Consider the following 18,029-nt stretch of genomic DNA (forward strand, 5'->3'; position numbering starts at 1 on the left):
GGAGGAAGTGTTATACTGGATTAATGCATTTATTTTTTTAGTTATCGGAATATATGCACTTTCTCATCAAAAATTATCGATTTCACCTGCTTTTTGTGCTATTTTTAGTTTGACAAGTTTGATTATGGCATTATTTCAAATGAGTAATTGGTTGCCTATTTTTATACTAAGGTACTTTCTATATTTGGTAAGTGCAGTTTTGTTAGCAATCGTTCCGTTTATCTTATTAGCATTAGGCATTTTAATTTTACTAAGGGAAACGAAACAATCGATATCCTATTTTGGACGGGCACTTAGTATTATTTTAGCGAGTGTCATTTTGGCATTTTTTGTCTATAGCTTGTATAATCTTGTTAATATCCGTGATGTTCAATTAACAATTATTATTAGTCTATATAGTTCCATTGCGATTTATTTTACAGCTTTTTTTATTAGTTATTTATTGATTAGTTGGCTAATAAAAGTCAGTTATAAAAAGAAGAAGCCCTATTTAATTTTTGTATTAGGGACGGATATTAATGATGAAGGGCAAGTAAAGTCTGATTTAAAACATCGTTTAAATTCAGCGATTACCTTTTATCGCTCTTTATCTTCAGTAATACAAAATGAAACTTATTTTTTGGTGTCAGGTGGCAATGCAGCAGCTAATGGGATGACTGAAGCGGAAGTGATGGCCCATTATTTAATGAAACAAGGCATCTCCAAGTCTCAAATTATTTTAGAAAAATCAGCTCGTAATACAGCTGAAAATATTCAATTTACCAAGCCGTTAATCCGACATTTGGGTAAGGATCGATCACTTGTCATTGTGACGAGCACTTATCATTTACCTCGCACTTCGTTTTTCGCCAGAAAATACCAAGTAGTAGCCCGGTATATAGGGTCAAAAACCGCCATCATATCCTGGCCTTATGCAGTGGTAAGAGAATTTTTGGCAATCTTATTATTAACAAAGGAAGTCAGTGTGTTTTATATTGTTTATATTATCGTGACGGAGTTTTACAAAATTTTTATGTGAAAGTAGAGTGACAAAATGGCATTAAAAGATGAAGATACATTAATGAAACGTAAGCGTGAACTAGAAGAAGCTATTCATAACTTAGGGATTAGCTTTGAAGAGGAAGAAATAGCAGAACAGGATGATTTGGCGAATCAGTTTTCATTCGATGAGGAAGCTTTAGCAGAAATGAACCATAATGAGCATGAAAACAAATAATCTTTCAAGGTGTCATTGGATTGAAGGAAAGCCCGATTATTATGTTCAATATCATGATGAGGTTTGGGGAAAGCCAGAGCACAATGATCAACAATTATTTCGCTGGTTAATATTAGAACTTTTTCATATCGGCTTATCGTGGCAGCTCGTTTTATCAAAAATAGATAATTTTGACCAAGCCTTTGATTACTTTGATTATCATAAAATCGCTCATTATAATGAATCGAAAATTCAGTCTTTAATGAGCAATGAAGGTATTATACGTCATCAACAAAAAATTAGAGCCGCTATTAATAATGCTCAAGCATTTATAAATATTCAAAATGAATTTGGTAGTTTCGATCATTACATTTGGTCTTTTACAAATGGCAAAACCCTTGTGCGTGAACAAGGTCAACCTCTGCTGGCTCAGTCTGACTTAAGTGATGAAGTGACGAAAGACTTGAAGAAAAGAGGCTTTAAATTCTTAGGCAGTGTGACGGTTTATTCTTATTTGCAAGCAATTGGTATCTTGAATGATCATGATATCCATTGCCATTTTCGCTAATAATGCAAACACAAAAGTCATGCATTAGGCAGAAAATCCAATTCATTCTATATAAAAGACAGGAGACTGGGCAGAAAGTCCAATCCGTCAAAAGACAAGGTCATTATCTCGAATGAGGCAATGACCTTTTTTATCGCACATAGTAGTGGTAATTTCTTATAAAAGTATTATTAATTTTTACATAATTGAGGACAGAATGCTTTTAAAAGGTAATCAGAATGAAGTTTTGATATAATAGACAGGATTTAAGGAGGCATAGCATGAGTCAAAAAAGACAATCAAATTTTGAATTATTAAGAATATTTTCAATGTTCTTAATAGTTGGTAGCCATTTCGCAGTACATGGGACGTATGAGTCGCCTAGTTATTCAACGATTGAACAAATAGCTTTAGATATTTTAAGAATTGGTGGAAAATTAGGTTCAAATGTTTTTGTGATGATTGGTGCCTATTTTTTAGTGGGTAAAAGTTTCAAAATTGAACGAGTAATCAGAATTGGCGTTCAGGTTTGGCTTTATTCCATTGGGATTCTCGCGATTGCGGCTTACTTTCTTCATTTAGATAAAAAAGATGTTTATTTATCTATTTTCCCCTTTCCCGATGCCTATTGGTTTGCTACAACCTATATTTTACTTTTACTTTTCATACCGGGTTTAAATAAACTCATAAGTTTAGTCGGGAAAAACGGGTTAGAATTCATTTTATGGACACTTTTTATCCTGTGGATAGTTTTACCGAGTTTAAATTTAGCGGCAATCGGTTTAATTAATTTTACTTGGTTTGTATTTTTATATTTAGCTGTAAGCTATATAAAATTATATACTGGTGATAAATTATCGCGAGTGCCTTGGGAGATGGTTGGGTTAACAACGCTCGCAATAACGATTTTATCCATTATTTGGTTTCACTTAGTGAGTCACTTTGTTCCAGAAAAGCTAAATGATGTGCTCATACAATTGCGACAAAATGGCTTGCTCACTGTTATTTTAAGCTTCAGTTTATTTTTATATGCCAAGGAAAGTAAAGTTTTTATTTCTCCTGTTGTTAATTATTTAAGTGGATTAACCTTTACCGTCTATCTAATTCACGAACATCCGATAATGCGACCAATTATTTGGGGCGTTGTTGACAATCAACGTTTTAACGGTTTTTTCCAAATGATAGGTGGGGGAATACTTTCAGCTATATTAGTTTTTGTTATCACGATGATGATTTCAATGGTGACCGAAAGAATACTCCATCCTTTAATGAATGTGATCACGCATAAAGGGTTAGCGATGGTGAATTATTTTATGAATTATTTAAAAGAAGAAATTTAAAAAGGAAGGACTTGAGAGGGGTATGTTACAAATCAAAGAAGTTAAATCACCACAAGAAATAGAACAACTATTTGAGCTACTCTCGGTAATTTGGAAGGAAGTATTCACTCCAATCATTGGGGAGGAACAGGTGGCGTATATGATGCGACACTACCAATCAATCGATAATATAACGCAAGAAATTCAAGACGATGTGCATTATTATTTTTTAGAGTATAATAACCAGCCCGTAGGTTATACTGCATTCCAAGACCAAGGAGAAAAAATTTATATTAGTAAATTGTATTTAAGTCAATCTTTTCGCGGTAAGGGGTTAATGTCATCCGTCTTTGATTGGTACGAAACATTAGGTAAAGGAAAAACATTATTTTTGAATGTTAATCAAGGGAATCATTTGGCTATTGCTGTATATGAGCATCGTGGTTTTACTAAAGTGGGGGAACGATACGTAGATATTGGCGAAGGGTATATAATGAATGACTTTATCTATGAAAAAGTCATAAAAAGTTAGTACACGCTTAGCTTATATGGTAAAATGATGATAAAGGAATATTTAAAGAATTGAGGAAATTAATATGAAATGGGAAGATGTTCGAAAGAGTAGGAATGTCGAGGACCGCCGTAATCAATCTAGAGGAACTTCTTTTCCAGGTAGCTTTGGTAGAGGGCGTTCTTCTGGCGGGGGATTAGGTGGCGGCTTAATATGGTTATTATTGTCTCGTACTTCAGGTAGGATGAAACTCATATTGTTAGGTTTGTTCTTATTGCTTACTTTTTTAGGTTCAGGTGGATTGGGAAATCTAAATAATAGTACGATTTATAATCGAGATATCATACCTTCAGAAGAAGTGAGTGTTGATAACTCAATCAATAGTACCAATACGGATGGTCAGACATTAAATGCTTCAGATAAAGAAGTGCAATTTTTCCAAGCGGTTTTAGCAACGACGGAAGACTACTGGCATAGTATGTTTGACTCAATGGGTAAAACTTATCGTGAGCCTAGTCTGGTTATTTATACAGACAGTATTTCCACTGGTGGTTGTGGTGTCGGTAGTGCTCAAGCAGGTCCCTTCTATTGTCCAGCTGATGAAACAGTGTATATTGACTTACAGTTCTATCGGGATTTAACCACTAAGTACAATGCGCCCGGTGACTTTGCAATGGCTTATGTCATCGCGCATGAAGTAGGACACCATGTTCAAAAACTTGTGGGTACGATGGATGATTATAATAGTGTTCGTCAAAGAATGTCTACCAAACAAGCTAATGATTTAACAGTGCGTTTGGAATTACAAGCAGACTATTATGCGGGAGCATGGGCAAATTATGTAAAACAAGAAGGTTTACTAGAAATGGGCGATATTGAGGAAGCATTACAAGCTGCTCATAGTGTTGGCGATGATACCTTACAAAAAGAAGCTTATGGATACGTAGTGCCTGATAGCTTTACACATGGAAGTTCAGAGCAAAGAAGAACTTGGTTTTTAAGAGGTTTTGAATATGCTGACTTCCAACATGGAGATACTTTTAATACAGATATTTAATAACTTCGTTATTATTTGCAAGACAGCTAATAACCGGTTTTTCCACGTGAAAGGGAGATAGCCTTAACGCTGGTAAGACCGGTTTTTTGATTGAGAAAATGTAATTATGGAATAGAGGTGTTATGATTGGAAAAAAGATTAAAAGAAAAGTGGCAAAGATTATCAAAAATCACGACAAACGAGCTATTAAAAGACAATATTGAGAAAAGTCCAAATACAGATCAGTTATATGAAATTTTAGATTTGAATACAGAACAATTAACCTATTATATTGAAGAAGCCATTATAGAAAATCCTTTTATAGAAATTGATTATGCACTTGAGACACGAGTATCCACAATAAAAAATGCTAATTACCAACATATAGAAAATGAGGTAGAGCGTAATTCACCTGGGATGGCACAGAGCTTGATTATGTTTTTATTTGAGCAAATTATGATGTATCGCCATACACCGATACGGGATGTGATGGTAAGATTAGTGGACTATCTAGATGAGAAAGGTTATTTACCTTATAATTATCAAGAGTTAGCAACAAAACTGAATGAAGATGATATTTTAGTTCTTGATGCGATGACTTTGTTCAAACAGTTAGAACCAGCAGGTGTAGGGGCATATGATTTACAAGAATGCTTAATGTTGCAAACAGAGCAAGATAGTCATGCTCCTAATATTGCATATCTTTTATTAGAAGAGTATTTTGATTTAGTTTCAAAGCAAGATGTTGAAAGCATTCATCAAGTGAGTGGTTTACCTAATGAGGAAATTGAAGCCGGCTTAAATTATTTTCATTCTTTAAGACCTGTACCAGCAGCCGTTTTTGACAAAGCGGATAAAGTGAATCTTATCCCAGATGTTTCGGTTCGTTATAATCAAGATGATATTGAACTACGTTATAATCGTCAATATTATCCAAGAATTATTTTTAATCAAAAATATTACGATGAGATGGCTCTCCAAAATGATACGCAATTATTTGAATATATCACTGCTCATCGAGAAAATTTCCAAGTATTAGCTTATAATCTTCGTGTTCGTGAACAATTAGTCTTAGCAGCAGTTAAAGCACTAGTATTGGCCCAAAAAGATTATTTAATGGAAATAAAAAACGAGAAACGCCCTTATTTAATTAAAGATTTAGCGAGAGATTTGGATATACCAGAAGCGCTGGCTCACTTAGTCGTTACGAATAAAAACCTTGAAATCAAATTTGGCATTATTCCATTAACGGATTTAATTAATGTTACTCATCATCAAGGACGTGGAGGACTTAATACTGTTAATATTAAAGAAATTATGGCTAATATTATTGAGAATGCACCACAAGAACTTTCAGATAATGAAATAGTGGCTCAGTTAGCAGCCCAAAAAATTATTATGAGTGAACAATTAGTAGCTGATTATCGTAAGGCTTTAGAATAGTTTAGTGGATAGTCTAGTTAAATAAAACTTCGGAATCAGTAGATAGAAAAAGACCTTAAATGTTAGTTTTATTCTAACATCTAAGGTCTTAATTATATCCAGAGTTACTCTTGAGTATATGTAAAGAGTGGTTTAGTCCAATTGGTTAAATGATAAACATAGAGTTCTTTCTCTTGAGGATTATAATAAGCAATCATTATTAATCGATTACCAATTTCCGTCATAACGTCTGATAGGATGTTAATATCATGATCTTCAGCAATCCTTTGAGCATTTTCATAAGTTACAGGAACAATGACTCTAGGTATATAAACTTTTTCATCGTCAAGATTCATTGTGACCTGGTCAACGGTTAATTCTAAGCCACTTAATGCATCTTTTTGATTTAATACTTCTGCTAGGTTATCCAATTCGACATCAGTTAAGGCTGTTTGATTGGCAGTTTTTTCTTCTTTTGAATAATTAGCGATATAGTATTCGTTAATAGCTGTATAAATATCAACATTTAGCAGATTTTCTGGTACATTTGCTTGAGGAAAATCTCGGTCATTAATAATCGATTCGTTAAATAAAGAGTCTACTGTCGTTTCAGCCTCAGATGGCTTGATCGCATCAGCTTCAGTAGAAGTTATAGTGGCCTCAGCTTCTGTTTGATTATCAGAGACGATTTCGACTTGCGATCCATTGTTATTATCGCTTAATGTGGTTTGTTCCTCTTTCATTTCATTTGAATTGAAAGATTGAGGAATAAAGTTTATATATAATACACCGGCTAAGATAACCGTTAATAGTAATAAAATAAGTTTTTTCATAGTAACACCTTTCTATTTATGTATCACACTATATTCTAACAGAAATTTACGGAGACTTGTATCACATTTATGTAACAGTCTGATGTCAGAATATATGCTTAGTGTAAAATAACTGTTGGTCATCTAAAAGCAAAAAAGATAATCCTCTGCTATACTGTAAGTAGGTAAATACACAGAAAGGTAGAGGATTATCCATGAGTATTATAACACAAATTATGCAAGAAATTAATGAAATGATGGCAGATTTATATAATAATGCGATTCAAGGTGAAGTAGACTTTTCAACATGCATCAAAACTATTAGCGATACGATGCGTCAACTCTCAGTTGATTTAGCCGAAGATCTCTGTAAAACAATTGAGGAATCAATCTTTGAAAGTCCTGGAAGAAAAGCAAGATATAGCGTTCATCGTTGCGATGATGAAAAAACAATCTCCACACTGATTGGTGACATTAAACTTTCAAGACGTTATTACAAAGATAAACAAACGGGTGAGTTCTGTTATTTATTGGATGATTTCTTATCGCTCACACCTCATCAGCGCATGGATGTCAATCTAGAAGCATCCATTTACGAGAAGGCTAGCAAGCATTCTTATCAAGAGGCCATTGATAGCTTCGAACATATCGGGATTTATAGTCGCCAGACAGTCAAGAATATTGTGCATAAGTATCGCCCGGATTCTGTTGCATTGCCGGTGGAAGCAAAACGTCAGGTAGACTGTCTCTATATTGAAGCCGATGAAGACCATGTAGCTTATCAAGATGGGAAGAATCGGGAAATGCGCTTGGCTTATGTTCACGAAGGATACAAAGAAAATTTAGAATCAAGTGACCGAAAAGAATTAAATATTAGTCGCAGATTCACAGGATTATACGAAGATAGCGAGGAATTGTGGGAAGATGTTTATTACTATCTCGACCAACAATATGATTTAGCAGCCTGTCCGACCCTTTATTTAAGTGGAGACGGGGCTCACTGGATTAAGAAAGGGTTGGACTATCTACCGACTCAAACACGCTTTGTTCTTGACCCTTATCATACGGTTAAATACCTTCGTCAGGCATGTGTTGGTATCAGTAATGATCATTTATACGCCACTTTACATCGTTGGCTTTATACAGGTGAAAAAGGCTATTTACAGGACTACTTCCAAGTGCGACTCAGCGATCCGTCGCTACCCGACTCTTCGAAACAAACGCTTCAAAAGGTCCGTCGCTATCTGATAGGAAATTGGGATTCTATTCAAAGACAAAGGGACTCTCAATATATCGGTTGTAGTGCCGAAGGTCACGTCAGCCATTGGTTAAGTGCTCGTTTAAGTTCGCGACCGCTAGGATGGAGTACAACAGGAGCAGAAAACATCGCTAAAGCCCGTGCTTATGACTTAAATGGTGGCGATTTAAAAACTTGGGTAACAAATCAAATTAAAACAAAAGAAAGAAAAAGAAGAGTAGAGAAATTAGATGGCCGTGTGGGACGGAAATACGCCCGTCAGTATGATTGGAATGGTAAAGTAGCCATCTTACACTATTCCAATAACACACGAAGTCGCCAGGCTTTTGGGACAATCGCTGGTTATTGAAATATAGTAGATTGAAGCCAGTCTTCATAATGATAGCTAAAGGCGATGAAGTGAATGCTTGATAGCGAGCAACGGCATGGTACTGGCGTCTAGCGAGACTGGATTGGCTATAGGGAATGCCTCCCTAAAGACTTCCAGAACCCATTATGCCGCTAGAGGCTGGCTATCAAGGATATCGATTAAAATACGGAATCCATGAAACTGGGTTCAGAGAATTAGTAAAAAGTATGGTAGAGGAAAACCAACAATAATTTGACACTATCGAATATATGAGTTTACTTGAAATTTACCTACTTTTAACTTATTATTAAGGACGAGGGAATTCTGGAGGTATTACATGAAAGCAGAATTAATTAAAGAGGCATTTAAACTAAATTTAGATATTAGCCGAATAAGAAGAAAATTTTTTGATAGTAGTTGTGAAATGTCTCGTAGTGAATTTGTATTATTAGATTATGTAGTGGAATTGGAAGAAAAAGACGAAAAACAAACCATTTCTGAAGTAGCAACGGAGCTGAATATTTCTAACGCAGCCGTTTCACGTACAATTAAACATTTATTAGCAAAAGGATGGTTGTTTAGAGAAACCTTAGAGGAAGACCGCCGCAATGGAATTATTAAAATCTCTGATGAAGGGCGTAAAATCTATGAGGTGACGAATGCAAGATTTAATAAACAAATTGAAGCAGGCTTTAAAAACGTTAAAGAAGAACAGTTAGAGCAGTTTATTGCGATAAGTCATGAATTGATTGAAGGTTTAGGGAAATCAAGTGAGAGCTAAATTCATCATAAGATAAGACGGGACCTCAACTTGATAAATTTAATCAAGTGATTGTTCGTTAATTAAAAGCGCAGTGGTTAAAGTGGTCTCAAGCGGAGTCTTAATGAGATTTGGCATAAACTTGATAAAATCAATCAAGTAAGCGATCGATAATTAAAAGCGCAGTGGTTGAGTGGCCTCAACCTGCGTCTTAACGAGATTGGGTATAAATATGATAAATTCAATCAAGGATTGCTAGATAATAAAAAGCGCAGTGGTTGAGTGGCCTCAACCTGCGTCTTAATGACTTGTTTGAGGTCTACTCAACTTTGCGGGGGTGGACAGACGAAGCGAAAACCAATCACTTTTCTACTTCTGGTCTACCCCCAATGATGTTAGCAATGGTAAAAAAACTTTGGTTTAATCAAACTTAATGATTGAATAAAATTATGCCTATTGAAATGGCCTTAATCAAAAAGGGAGTGGGTAGCGAGAACGGGATTTATATTTTCGTTTGTTACCCACTCTTACTATTGTTTGGAAAGGTTCGTTTTTAATAATAAGGGGAAAAATATGAAGACAGTATGGAAATTAATCAAGGGGATTATTAAATTGATTTTATATGGAATGATAGCAGTTGGATTAGGCATTATATTGATTAATGGATGGGTCATTACAAAGGGAATGACGAATTTTCAAGAAATTGATACACTTCAACAAGAACCGTTGATGCAAGATGAATCTGTTCCGGTATTAGTATTAGGGGCTGGGATTATTGATGCAGACACTCCTAGCACTATTTTAAAGTTAAGGTTAGATAAAGCAGTGGCGTTTCATCAGGCATTTCCGAATAATCCGATTATTATGAGTGGTGATCATATGGATATGTACTATAACGAGGTTGCCGTAATGAAAAAGTATGTAGTTAGTAAAGGGGTCAAGAGTGAAAAAGTCTATTTAGATCATGCAGGCTATTCTACTTATGACAGTTTATATCGATTAAAGCATGTTTTAAATCAAGAAAAAGTTATCATTATTACTCAAGGGTATCATTTGTCCAGAGCGTTATTATTAGCAGAAGGATTTGGTATGCAAGCGATTGGTATACCAGCTGATGAAGCAAGTTCAACACGATTCGAAAGAGAAACACGAGAATTATTAGCTAGAGTTAAAGATTTCTTCGTCGTCTATTTTAAATATGAATTACCGCAACCCGAATTAAATTATGGGTTTAATTTAAAAGATTCAGGTGATTTAACGAATGAAAAAGAGCTCTTATGATACAAAATTGAAAGTTCTAAAATTAAATTAGCCACTTAAATTGTGAATCCTCCCTATTTTTTATGATTGAAAATAAAGCTGCTAGTTGCGGTTGGGAGGGGAACTGTTTTATGGCTTTCAATACAACAGTAGCACTTGACTTAATGGGAGAATCGGGTAAGCTAAATGACTCGACCGAAAATTTAAGCGTAGTGCGGAAGGTCGGGGAGTGACCCCGCACCCGATTCGACGATTCAGTCAAGTGCTACGGTATAGAAAAAAGTATAGAAAAAAACATCTCAAAACGTTATTATTGTAGTAACCAAACCAAAATAAAGGACGTTTTAAGATGTATCATCATTATAATTCATTTTCAGCAGAAAGCAAGACCCGAAATAAACATTTAACCTTGGACGATCGTCATAATATTGAGCGTTGGCACCGTAGTGGTAAGTCTAATCGTGAAATTGCCCGTCTTCTAGATAAAGCCCCTCAAACGATTCATAATGAAATCAAAAGAGGGTTTGTGCTGCAACAAGTGAGAAAAGGTCGCTTCAAAAAGATTTATTCTGCTGAGTATGCCCATTCTCAGTATTTAAATCAGCGCGATAAGTGTGGCCGTAAAGTGTCACTTGATAACGAAACCAAAGAAACACTCGTTCATTTTCTGACCGAAATGAAATATTCACCAGAAATGATCGTTCATTCTAATCTTGTCAACGTTCCTGTTTCAACGATTTACTATTGGATTCATAACGGACATTTAGGCTTAACATCGAATGACTTACTTTATCCGCGTAAATCAAAGAAAAAACGTAAGAATACTAGCTCGCAATTTAGAGTGAAAGGTCAATCTATAGAAATGCGTCCGGAAGTCATTAATCAGCGTGGTGAGTACGGTCATTATGAAATTGATACCGTGATTCTAACGCGCAAGACCAATAAATGTTTACTCGTATTAACCGATCGTCGCACACGCCATCAAATTATTCGACTGATTCCAAATAAACAGGCGGCATCCGTCAATAATGCTTTATTAGATATACTCAATGAGTATGCGATTAAATCAATTACTGCGGATAATGGTGTTGAATTTTTTAGACTGCATGAAGTCTTTCCTTATGAGCATATTTATTATGCCCATCCTTATTGTTCCTATGAACGGGGAACAAACGAAAACCACAATCGACTAATAAGGCGGTTTTTACCTAAAGGAACAACAGATGTAACGGAATTAGAAGTAAAGAAAATCGAAAACTGGATTAATCATTATCCGAAAAGAATGTTCAACTACAAATCACCATTTGAGATGATGAACGCTGGCTAATTTAAACTTGAAATTTGCCTTATGATACAAAATTAAAATAAAATGAGATTTATGTTAAAAACTATTGACTTTTATCATTCTATCTAATAAACTATGAATAAGAAATCAAAAGAAAGGTGATGTTAACGATGAATACGCACTTATTACAAACTGCATCATATTTTTACAGCTACTTTAGATAGTGTTTGTATCTACTATGGGTACAAACCGGAAACGAAAGTTTGTATCTATGGGAGCTGAAAAATTTTGATGCCCGCATAGATGTTGTAAAAATCTAAGCGGGACGTAATAAGAGAGCATCCAAGCATCTTTGTTTTGGTAGGGATTCTTAAAAGACCTGTTTAGATTAGCTAAACAGGTCTTTTAATTTTTAGGAGGAAATAAAATGAAAAAAGGTTATTATTATGTGCAGTTAATGAAGTTATTAGGAATCATAGCTTTGGTACTAGGGTATGTTTCACCTGTTCTTGCAGAAGAAACTTTAAAGGTTGGTGTTTTACAGTATGTTGAACATGAATCTCTAAATGCAACGTATCAAGGGTTCATCGATGGATTAAAAGAAGCTGGTTATGAAGAGGGCAAAAACCTTGAAATTGATTTTTTAAATGCGGCTGCTGACAATGCTAATCTACAATCTATGAGTGAAAAATTAGTAAATAACAATGATGTACTTTTTGCCATTGCTACACCTGCAGCACAAGCTTTAGCCAATGTAGCCGGGGATAAACCACTGTATTTCTCAGCTGTGACGGATCCAGTCAGCGCTGGTTTGGTTGAAAGTTTAGAAAAACCAGGTAAAAATGTGACAGGTACTATCGATGCTGCCCCAATTGAAGAGCAAGTGAAATTATTACAAAATGTTGCTCCAGAGGCAAAAACAATCGGTCTCTTATACAATTCAGGTGAGGCAAATTCGTTATCAGAAGCAGAACACGCAAAAGAACAATTAACAAAAGTAGGGCTGAAGGTTGAAGAAGCAACGGTGACCTCTACTAATGATATTAGTCAGGTGATGGGTTCTTTAGTAAGTAAAGTGGATGCAATATTCACTGTAACAGATAATACTGTTGCGAGTGCAATGACCTTAGTAGGTGACTTAGCTATCGAAGCCAAGCTACCAATCGTCGGTGGATCAGAAGATATGATTAATGAAAATGGATTAGTAACATATGGATTAAATTATTATAACTTAGGTAAACAAACGGCAGCGATGGTTGTTAAACAGCAAGAAGAAAAATTAAATATTTCAGAAATGCCAGTAGAATCAGCGAGCGAAAATAATTTAATTATTAATGAAAAAGTTGCGGAAGCATTAGGGATAGATATTACAAATTTAAAAGTAGAGTAGGAGAATAATGATGAAAACAAACAATAAATTCAGTCGATTTAGTTTAGTGGTGTTAGTTTTATTAAGTTTTATAACCGTGTTACCCTTACAACGAGTAACTGCCGAGGATACAATAAAAATTGGTGTTTTACAAACAGTTGAACATGAAGCATTAGATGCGGTATTAAAAGGGTTTGAGGAAACTTTAAAAAACTCTGAATTAGCGGATAGAGTAGAAATCAATGTGCAAAACGCAAGTGGCGATATGGCAAATTTACAATCAATGAGTGAAAAATTAGCAAGAGAAAATGATTTGTTATTTGCTATTGCGACTCCTGCAGCTCAAGCTTTAGCTACGGTTGAGTCAACTAAACCTATTTTTATAGCAGCGGTTACGGATCCTGTTGAAGCAGGATTAGCCGAATCTTTGGAAAAGCCTGGACGCAATGTAACGGGGACAACCGATATGGCACCGATTGCTGAACAAGTGGCTTTATTACTTAATAATTTTCCCGATGTTAAAACAGTAGGGATGATTTTTAATTCGAGTGAAATTAATTCGGTAGTGTTAACCGACAAAGCAACTGAAGAATTTGAAGCCAAAGGTGTTAAGGTAGAAGTAGGGACAGTGACTAGCACTAACGATATTGCTCAAGTCATGGGCTCACTAGTTGAAAAAGTCGATGCGATGTTTATGGTCACTGATAATACCATTGATAGTTCAATCTCATTAGTGGGGGATTTAGCCAAACAGGCCGGAATTCCAACAATTGGTTCTTCCGATTCTGTGGTGCAAAAAAATGGTTTAGCAACTTTATCTAATTCTTATGAAGATTACGGCATTCAAACAGCAAATATGTTAATTAAGTTAGTTTCAGAAGATTTAAAACCTGCTGATATGCCGATTGAGACTGCTGACAAGTTACAATTAATTGTAAATGAGGAATTTGCACAAGCGATTGGCGTAGATCCAGATTCCATTAAATAAGTTATGAACAATTTACTCTCAACTTGTGGACAACCTGTGTATAACTAGCTTTTTTATGAAAAAGTTGTGCATAAGTTGAGAGAATTATGAAATAAAAGGAAAAATCTCAATTCGATATTGAAACTTAATCCACAAATGATTTACAATAAAACATAGAATATAAAACTTTTTTATAGATAGCACAGCTACCAAAAATAAAAACAGCTTCGTTTTTTGTGTTTAAGTTATTAAATGAATGATTTACTATGTGAAAGAAGGAAAAAAGAAATGTTGGAAATTATTACATCGAGTTTTACACAAGGTGTTGTCTGGGCCGTTATGGCTTTAGGCGTTTATATTACCTTTCGCTTGCTTGATATAGCTGATTTGTCTGCGGAAGGAAGCTTTCCTCTTGGTGCGGCTATTTGTGCTACCTTAATCACCAGTGGGGTACACCCCATTTTTGCAACCATTGCGGCTTTCTTTGGAGGCGGCTTAGCCGGAGTGGTTGCAGGGTGGATTCATACGAAATTAAAAATCCCTGCTCTATTGACCGGTATTTTACTGTTAACCGCGTTGTATTCCATTAATTTACATGTGATGACCGGCCGGCCTAATATAGCTTTATTGGGTCAATCAACCTTATATTCAATTGTTCAAGAGGCGACGGGATGGAGTAAAAATTTTAGTGTAACCGTGGTAACTTTATTAATTTTGGCAGTTATTATTATTTTACTAGTGACCTTTCTAAATACAGAGATTGGCTTAGCTTTAAGAGCCACTGGGGATAATGAAACGATGAGTTCGGCCAATGGCATTAATACTAAAAGAATGAAAACTTTAGGTTATATGCTAGGTAATGGGTTAATTGCGTTAGCAGGAGCATTGGTTGCTCAAAAAGATGGATTTAGTGATATTGGTATGGGAATCGGGACGATTGTCATTGGCTTGGCTTCTATTATTGTGGCTGAAGTCATCTTACCTAACAAACCGCTTGCTATTCGTATGATTTCGCTTATTTTAGGAAGTTTTGTGTATCGCTTAATCATTGACATCATTTTAAATCAGCAATTGATCAGTATTCGCGCAACAGACTTAAGATTATTCTCAGCAATCTTACTAACAATTGTGTTATATCTACCTGAGTTTCAAAGAAATCAGTTACAGAAAAAAGGTATTGCTAATGGAGGTCGTTCAAAATGAGTCAATTAGTTTTAAATAATATTCACAAAACTTTTGGGATGGGAACCGTGAATGAAAACCATGTTTTAAAAGGAATTGATTTAACCTTAGATAAAGGTGATTTCGTAACGGTTATCGGAGGCAATGGAGCAGGCAAATCTACTTTGCTTAATACCATTGCGGGTCATCATATTCCTGATCAAGGAACGATTATGATTGGAGAGGCGGATATCACTACTTTATCAAACCATCAAAGAGCTAATAAAATAGGCTATGTGTTTCAAGACCCTAAATTGGGGACGGCACGTCGTTTAACGATTCAAGAAAATATGGCACTCGCAAACCGTAGAGGGTTAAATCGTGGTTTATCATGGGGCGTAAAACGATCTGAACGCGAATTTATAAAAAATAAATTATCATCTTTAGGTTTAGGCTTGGAAAATCGCTTAAATACAGATGTCGAATTTTTATCAGGTGGTCAAAGACAAGCCTTAACCTTATTGATGGCCACCTTAAGAGAACCAGAATTATTATTGTTAGATGAACATACGGCTGCTTTAGATCCTAAAACGAGTGAAATGGTATTAAACTTAACCGATAAAATAATTGCCGAACAGAATTTAACAGCCTTAATGATTACGCATAATATGGCGGATGCGATAAAATATGGTAATCGATTGATTATGTTACATCATGGAAAAGTCATTTTGGATGTTAAAGAGCATGAAAAGAAAAACATGACCGTGATTGATTTATTAGATTTATTTAAGCAACATAGTGGCGAAACAGTAACTTCAGATGCAATGCTGTTAAGTTAGGAGAATCAAAATATATGAAAAAGAATAGTTTATTGCAAAAACTGATTCTATTGTTTAGTTTGATTATTTATTTAACCATTTTGGGTAATCAATACTTCAGTTGGAATTTATTAGGAATGAATCCTTTGACACTTTCAATGTTGGGCATTTTTATTAGTAGTTTATTAATGTGGTTATTTATCGCTATTGATTGGCCAAGTCTCTTATGCTTATTAGGTATGGCTTTAATACCAGAGATTGGATTCAATAGCGTATTGCCACTTTCATTTGGCAATGCAACCTTTGCATTTTTATTATTTACTTTTTTATTGACCTATTCCTTGGAGCAAACTTATTTTATTAAACGAGTGACTGCATGGGCTCTTCACAGTCGATGGGCCCAAGCCTCCTCTTGGAAACTATTAATTGCCTTTTATTGTGTTATGTTATGTTTAGGCAGTTTTATTTCGCCGACTATTTTGTTTATGATTGCGTATCCTATTTTTGAAGAATTGGCTCATCAGTTCGGATTTGATAAAGGGAATCGCAATGCGGCGATTATGATTTTTACATTATATACCACTATCGCCATAGGGACTGCAATGACACCGATTAATCATGTGTTTGCGATAACGGCCATTGGTTTGTATGAAGCGGCTTTTAAGGCTTCGATAAGTTATTTTCAATACATGATGATTGGTATTCCGACAGGCATCATTATTTTTATCTTTTTATTAATTTTTATAAAATATGTTTGGAAATTAGAATTAGCAGAAGTCACAAGTCAACGTCTTGAATCACTAAAAAGTATTCCTAAAATGTCCCGTGAAGAAAAATGGATTGTGACGATTTTTGCAATGGTCGTAGCGATGTGGTTGTTACCAGAATTATTTGTGATGATTCTGCCTGGGCTCTCAGATTTTTTTAAACAAGCAGGGATTGTGTTCCCGCCTTTAATGGGCGTGATTATGTTAGCAGTGATACGAGTTTCAGGTAAACCGTTACTTGATATTAACAAGGCTATGAAAGAGGGCGTTTATTGGCCAAGTTTACTATTGGTGGCAGCCACTTTAGCGTTGGGGAGTATGCTAGCTAATGAGAATGTTGGGATTGTAGCACTCTTAAACAATGGGATATCTCCTATCTTTACTAATTTATCAGGATTTGTAGTAGTATTAATTTTTGTTATTTGGGCGGGGTTACAAACAAACCTAAGTTCCAATTTGGTTACCGTATCGGTTGTATCGGCAGTGGCCATTGCATTGGCTAATTCCATGGATTTTAGCGCTAATTCAGCTTTAATTGCGGTATTTATTGGATTTATGTCATCGATGGCGATGATGACCCCACCAGCGATGCCTTATGTGGCCATTGCAATTGGTGAAAGATGGCTGACAAGCCGCCAAGCATTAATTTTTGGTTTTTGGATACTAGTGGTGACGATTTTAAGCTGTATGTTAGTAGGATACCCAATAGGCAGTGAAATATTATGAAAGTAGGGATTGAATGTTAGAGCAACAGCGTGCTAAAATTGATCGAATTGATCGCCAACTCGTTAAATTATTTGAAGAACGCATGAAAGTGGTCGAAGAAGTCATTGAGATAAAAATAGGATTGAATATGGATATACTTGATTCAAGTAGAGAATCAAAAGTGATTGAAACAGCAGTTAGTCGATTAGAAAATCCTGAACTCGCAAGTGAAACACACGAATTCTTTACCGAGTTAATGAGTATATCCAGAAATTATCAGGCAAAAATCCGTCAAAATAAATTAAATTAATAATTGGACTAGTCAAGCCTTTTAATATATGATACACTATTGGAGATTTAAGGACTTTAAGGTGTACCGAGAGTATACTAAGGCTACATGTTAGTTAGCGATATTAGATCGTATAAGCCCTTAAGCCAAAAATAAGGGCTATTTTTGTATGCATTTTTACGAAAATAGCGGAAAAGAG

At 35.2% G+C, this 18,029-nt stretch carries 18 protein-coding genes; 17 read left to right on the plus strand and 1 reads right to left on the minus strand.

The window, feature by feature from the left end; genetic code table 11:
* Window positions 1-7: 7 nt before the first annotated feature.
* The 7 genes from CYJ72_RS06985 to CYJ72_RS07015 all read left to right on the plus strand — a co-directional run bounded on the left by CYJ72_RS06985 (window position 8) and on the right by CYJ72_RS07015 (window position 6,051).
* The gene (locus CYJ72_RS06985; RefSeq protein WP_101812877.1) at window positions 8-1,018 is read left to right on the plus strand and encodes a YdcF family protein; all 1,011 of its coding nucleotides are present in this window, start codon (window positions 8-10) and stop codon (window positions 1,016-1,018) included.
* A 15-nt stretch (window positions 1,019-1,033) separates the two neighbouring features.
* On the plus strand, window positions 1,034-1,216 hold the full coding sequence (locus tag CYJ72_RS06990) for a hypothetical protein (protein WP_066125448.1): 183 nt from the start codon (window positions 1,034-1,036) through the stop codon (window positions 1,214-1,216).
* Window positions 1,197-1,763, plus strand: coding sequence for a DNA-3-methyladenine glycosylase I (locus CYJ72_RS06995; RefSeq protein WP_101812876.1), 567 nt, complete (start codon window positions 1,197-1,199; stop codon window positions 1,761-1,763). The genes CYJ72_RS06990 and CYJ72_RS06995 overlap by 20 nt, the downstream gene beginning before the upstream one ends.
* Before the next feature lie 260 nt (window positions 1,764-2,023).
* Window positions 2,024-3,082, plus strand: coding sequence for an acyltransferase family protein (locus tag CYJ72_RS07000; protein WP_066125445.1), 1,059 nt, complete (start codon window positions 2,024-2,026; stop codon window positions 3,080-3,082).
* 22 nt (window positions 3,083-3,104) lie between these two features.
* Window positions 3,105-3,593, plus strand: coding sequence for a GNAT family N-acetyltransferase (locus CYJ72_RS07005; protein ID WP_066125443.1), 489 nt, complete (start codon window positions 3,105-3,107; stop codon window positions 3,591-3,593).
* Window positions 3,594-3,657: 64 nt separating this feature from the next.
* Window positions 3,658-4,629: a KPN_02809 family neutral zinc metallopeptidase gene (gene ypfJ / locus CYJ72_RS07010; protein WP_066125441.1), complete on the plus strand. Its 972-nt coding sequence runs from the start codon at window positions 3,658-3,660 to the stop codon at window positions 4,627-4,629.
* A gap of 126 nt (window positions 4,630-4,755) precedes the next feature.
* Complete coding sequence (locus tag CYJ72_RS07015; protein ID WP_066125440.1) at window positions 4,756-6,051, plus strand: RNA polymerase factor sigma-54; 1,296 nt, start codon at window positions 4,756-4,758, stop codon at window positions 6,049-6,051.
* Window positions 6,052-6,155: 104 nt separating this feature from the next.
* Here the strand turns inward: CYJ72_RS07015 and CYJ72_RS07020 are convergent, their stop codons facing one another.
* Complete coding sequence (locus CYJ72_RS07020; RefSeq protein WP_066125438.1) at window positions 6,156-6,863, minus strand: hypothetical protein; 708 nt, start codon at window positions 6,861-6,863, stop codon at window positions 6,156-6,158.
* 194 nt (window positions 6,864-7,057) lie between these two features.
* On the opposite strand from CYJ72_RS07020, the gene CYJ72_RS07025 reads away from it, so the two are divergent.
* From CYJ72_RS07025 to CYJ72_RS07070, 10 genes are all read left to right on the plus strand, one after another.
* Window positions 7,058-8,449: an ISLre2 family transposase gene (locus CYJ72_RS07025; RefSeq protein ID WP_284628873.1), complete on the plus strand. Its 1,392-nt coding sequence runs from the start codon at window positions 7,058-7,060 to the stop codon at window positions 8,447-8,449.
* 337 nt (window positions 8,450-8,786) lie between these two features.
* Window positions 8,787-9,230, plus strand: a complete 444-nt coding sequence (locus tag CYJ72_RS07030) for a MarR family winged helix-turn-helix transcriptional regulator (protein WP_066125436.1) — start codon at window positions 8,787-8,789, stop codon at window positions 9,228-9,230.
* A gap of 552 nt (window positions 9,231-9,782) precedes the next feature.
* Entirely contained in the window at window positions 9,783-10,490 is a 708-nt protein-coding gene (locus CYJ72_RS07035) for a SanA/YdcF family protein (RefSeq protein WP_101813087.1), read from the plus strand.
* A gap of 328 nt (window positions 10,491-10,818) precedes the next feature.
* Window positions 10,819-11,796: an IS30 family transposase gene (locus CYJ72_RS07040; protein WP_284628878.1), complete on the plus strand. Its 978-nt coding sequence runs from the start codon at window positions 10,819-10,821 to the stop codon at window positions 11,794-11,796.
* Window positions 11,797-12,181: 385 nt separating this feature from the next.
* Complete coding sequence (locus CYJ72_RS07045; protein WP_257876912.1) at window positions 12,182-13,144, plus strand: ABC transporter substrate-binding protein; 963 nt, start codon at window positions 12,182-12,184, stop codon at window positions 13,142-13,144.
* 7 nt (window positions 13,145-13,151) lie between these two features.
* The gene (locus CYJ72_RS07050) at window positions 13,152-14,111 is read left to right on the plus strand and encodes an ABC transporter substrate-binding protein (protein ID WP_284628882.1); all 960 of its coding nucleotides are present in this window, start codon (window positions 13,152-13,154) and stop codon (window positions 14,109-14,111) included.
* 267 nt (window positions 14,112-14,378) lie between these two features.
* On the plus strand, window positions 14,379-15,293 hold the full coding sequence (locus CYJ72_RS07055; RefSeq protein WP_245631302.1) for an ABC transporter permease: 915 nt from the start codon (window positions 14,379-14,381) through the stop codon (window positions 15,291-15,293).
* The gene (locus tag CYJ72_RS07060) at window positions 15,290-16,090 is read left to right on the plus strand and encodes an ABC transporter ATP-binding protein (RefSeq protein ID WP_066126701.1); all 801 of its coding nucleotides are present in this window, start codon (window positions 15,290-15,292) and stop codon (window positions 16,088-16,090) included. The genes CYJ72_RS07055 and CYJ72_RS07060 overlap by 4 nt, the downstream gene beginning before the upstream one ends.
* A gap of 14 nt (window positions 16,091-16,104) precedes the next feature.
* Window positions 16,105-17,562, plus strand: a complete 1,458-nt coding sequence (locus CYJ72_RS07065) for an SLC13 family permease (protein ID WP_066126699.1) — start codon at window positions 16,105-16,107, stop codon at window positions 17,560-17,562.
* A 13-nt stretch (window positions 17,563-17,575) separates the two neighbouring features.
* A complete protein-coding gene (locus CYJ72_RS07070; protein WP_066126697.1) occupies window positions 17,576-17,851 on the plus strand; it encodes a chorismate mutase in 276 nt (91 codons plus the stop codon).
* The last annotated feature ends 178 nt before the right edge of the window (window positions 17,852-18,029 follow it).

Source organism: Globicatella sanguinis (genome assembly GCF_002847845.2).
Lineage (GTDB): Bacteria > Bacillota > Bacilli > Lactobacillales > Aerococcaceae > Globicatella > Globicatella sanguinis.

Bases quoted from the DNA above. Each gene is read 5' to 3' on its own strand.
- CYJ72_RS07070 (WP_066126697.1), top strand. From the start codon at position 17,576: ATGTTAGAGCAACAGCGTGCTAAAATTGATCGAATTGATCGCCAACTC.
- CYJ72_RS07005 (WP_066125443.1), top strand. From the start codon at position 3,105: ATGTTACAAATCAAAGAAGTTAAATCACCACAAGAAATAGAACAACTA.
- CYJ72_RS06990 (WP_066125448.1), top strand. From the start codon at position 1,034: ATGGCATTAAAAGATGAAGATACATTAATGAAACGTAAGCGTGAACTA.
- CYJ72_RS07045 (WP_257876912.1), top strand. From the start codon at position 12,182: ATGAAAAAAGGTTATTATTATGTGCAGTTAATGAAGTTATTAGGAATC.
- CYJ72_RS07050 (WP_284628882.1), top strand. From the start codon at position 13,152: ATGATGAAAACAAACAATAAATTCAGTCGATTTAGTTTAGTGGTGTTA.
- CYJ72_RS07055 (WP_245631302.1), top strand. From the start codon at position 14,379: ATGTTGGAAATTATTACATCGAGTTTTACACAAGGTGTTGTCTGGGCC.
- CYJ72_RS07020 (WP_066125438.1), bottom strand. From the start codon at position 6,863: ATGAAAAAACTTATTTTATTACTATTAACGGTTATCTTAGCCGGTGTA.
- ypfJ (WP_066125441.1), top strand. From the start codon at position 3,658: ATGAAATGGGAAGATGTTCGAAAGAGTAGGAATGTCGAGGACCGCCGT.
- CYJ72_RS07065 (WP_066126699.1), top strand. From the start codon at position 16,105: ATGAAAAAGAATAGTTTATTGCAAAAACTGATTCTATTGTTTAGTTTG.
- CYJ72_RS07030 (WP_066125436.1), top strand. From the start codon at position 8,787: ATGAAAGCAGAATTAATTAAAGAGGCATTTAAACTAAATTTAGATATT.
- CYJ72_RS07025 (WP_284628873.1), top strand. From the start codon at position 7,058: ATGAGTATTATAACACAAATTATGCAAGAAATTAATGAAATGATGGCA.
- CYJ72_RS07035 (WP_101813087.1), top strand. From the start codon at position 9,783: ATGAAGACAGTATGGAAATTAATCAAGGGGATTATTAAATTGATTTTA.
- CYJ72_RS07060 (WP_066126701.1), top strand. From the start codon at position 15,290: ATGAGTCAATTAGTTTTAAATAATATTCACAAAACTTTTGGGATGGGA.
- CYJ72_RS07000 (WP_066125445.1), top strand. From the start codon at position 2,024: ATGAGTCAAAAAAGACAATCAAATTTTGAATTATTAAGAATATTTTCA.
- CYJ72_RS07040 (WP_284628878.1), top strand. From the start codon at position 10,819: ATGTATCATCATTATAATTCATTTTCAGCAGAAAGCAAGACCCGAAAT.
- CYJ72_RS06995 (WP_101812876.1), top strand. From the start codon at position 1,197: ATGAGCATGAAAACAAATAATCTTTCAAGGTGTCATTGGATTGAAGGA.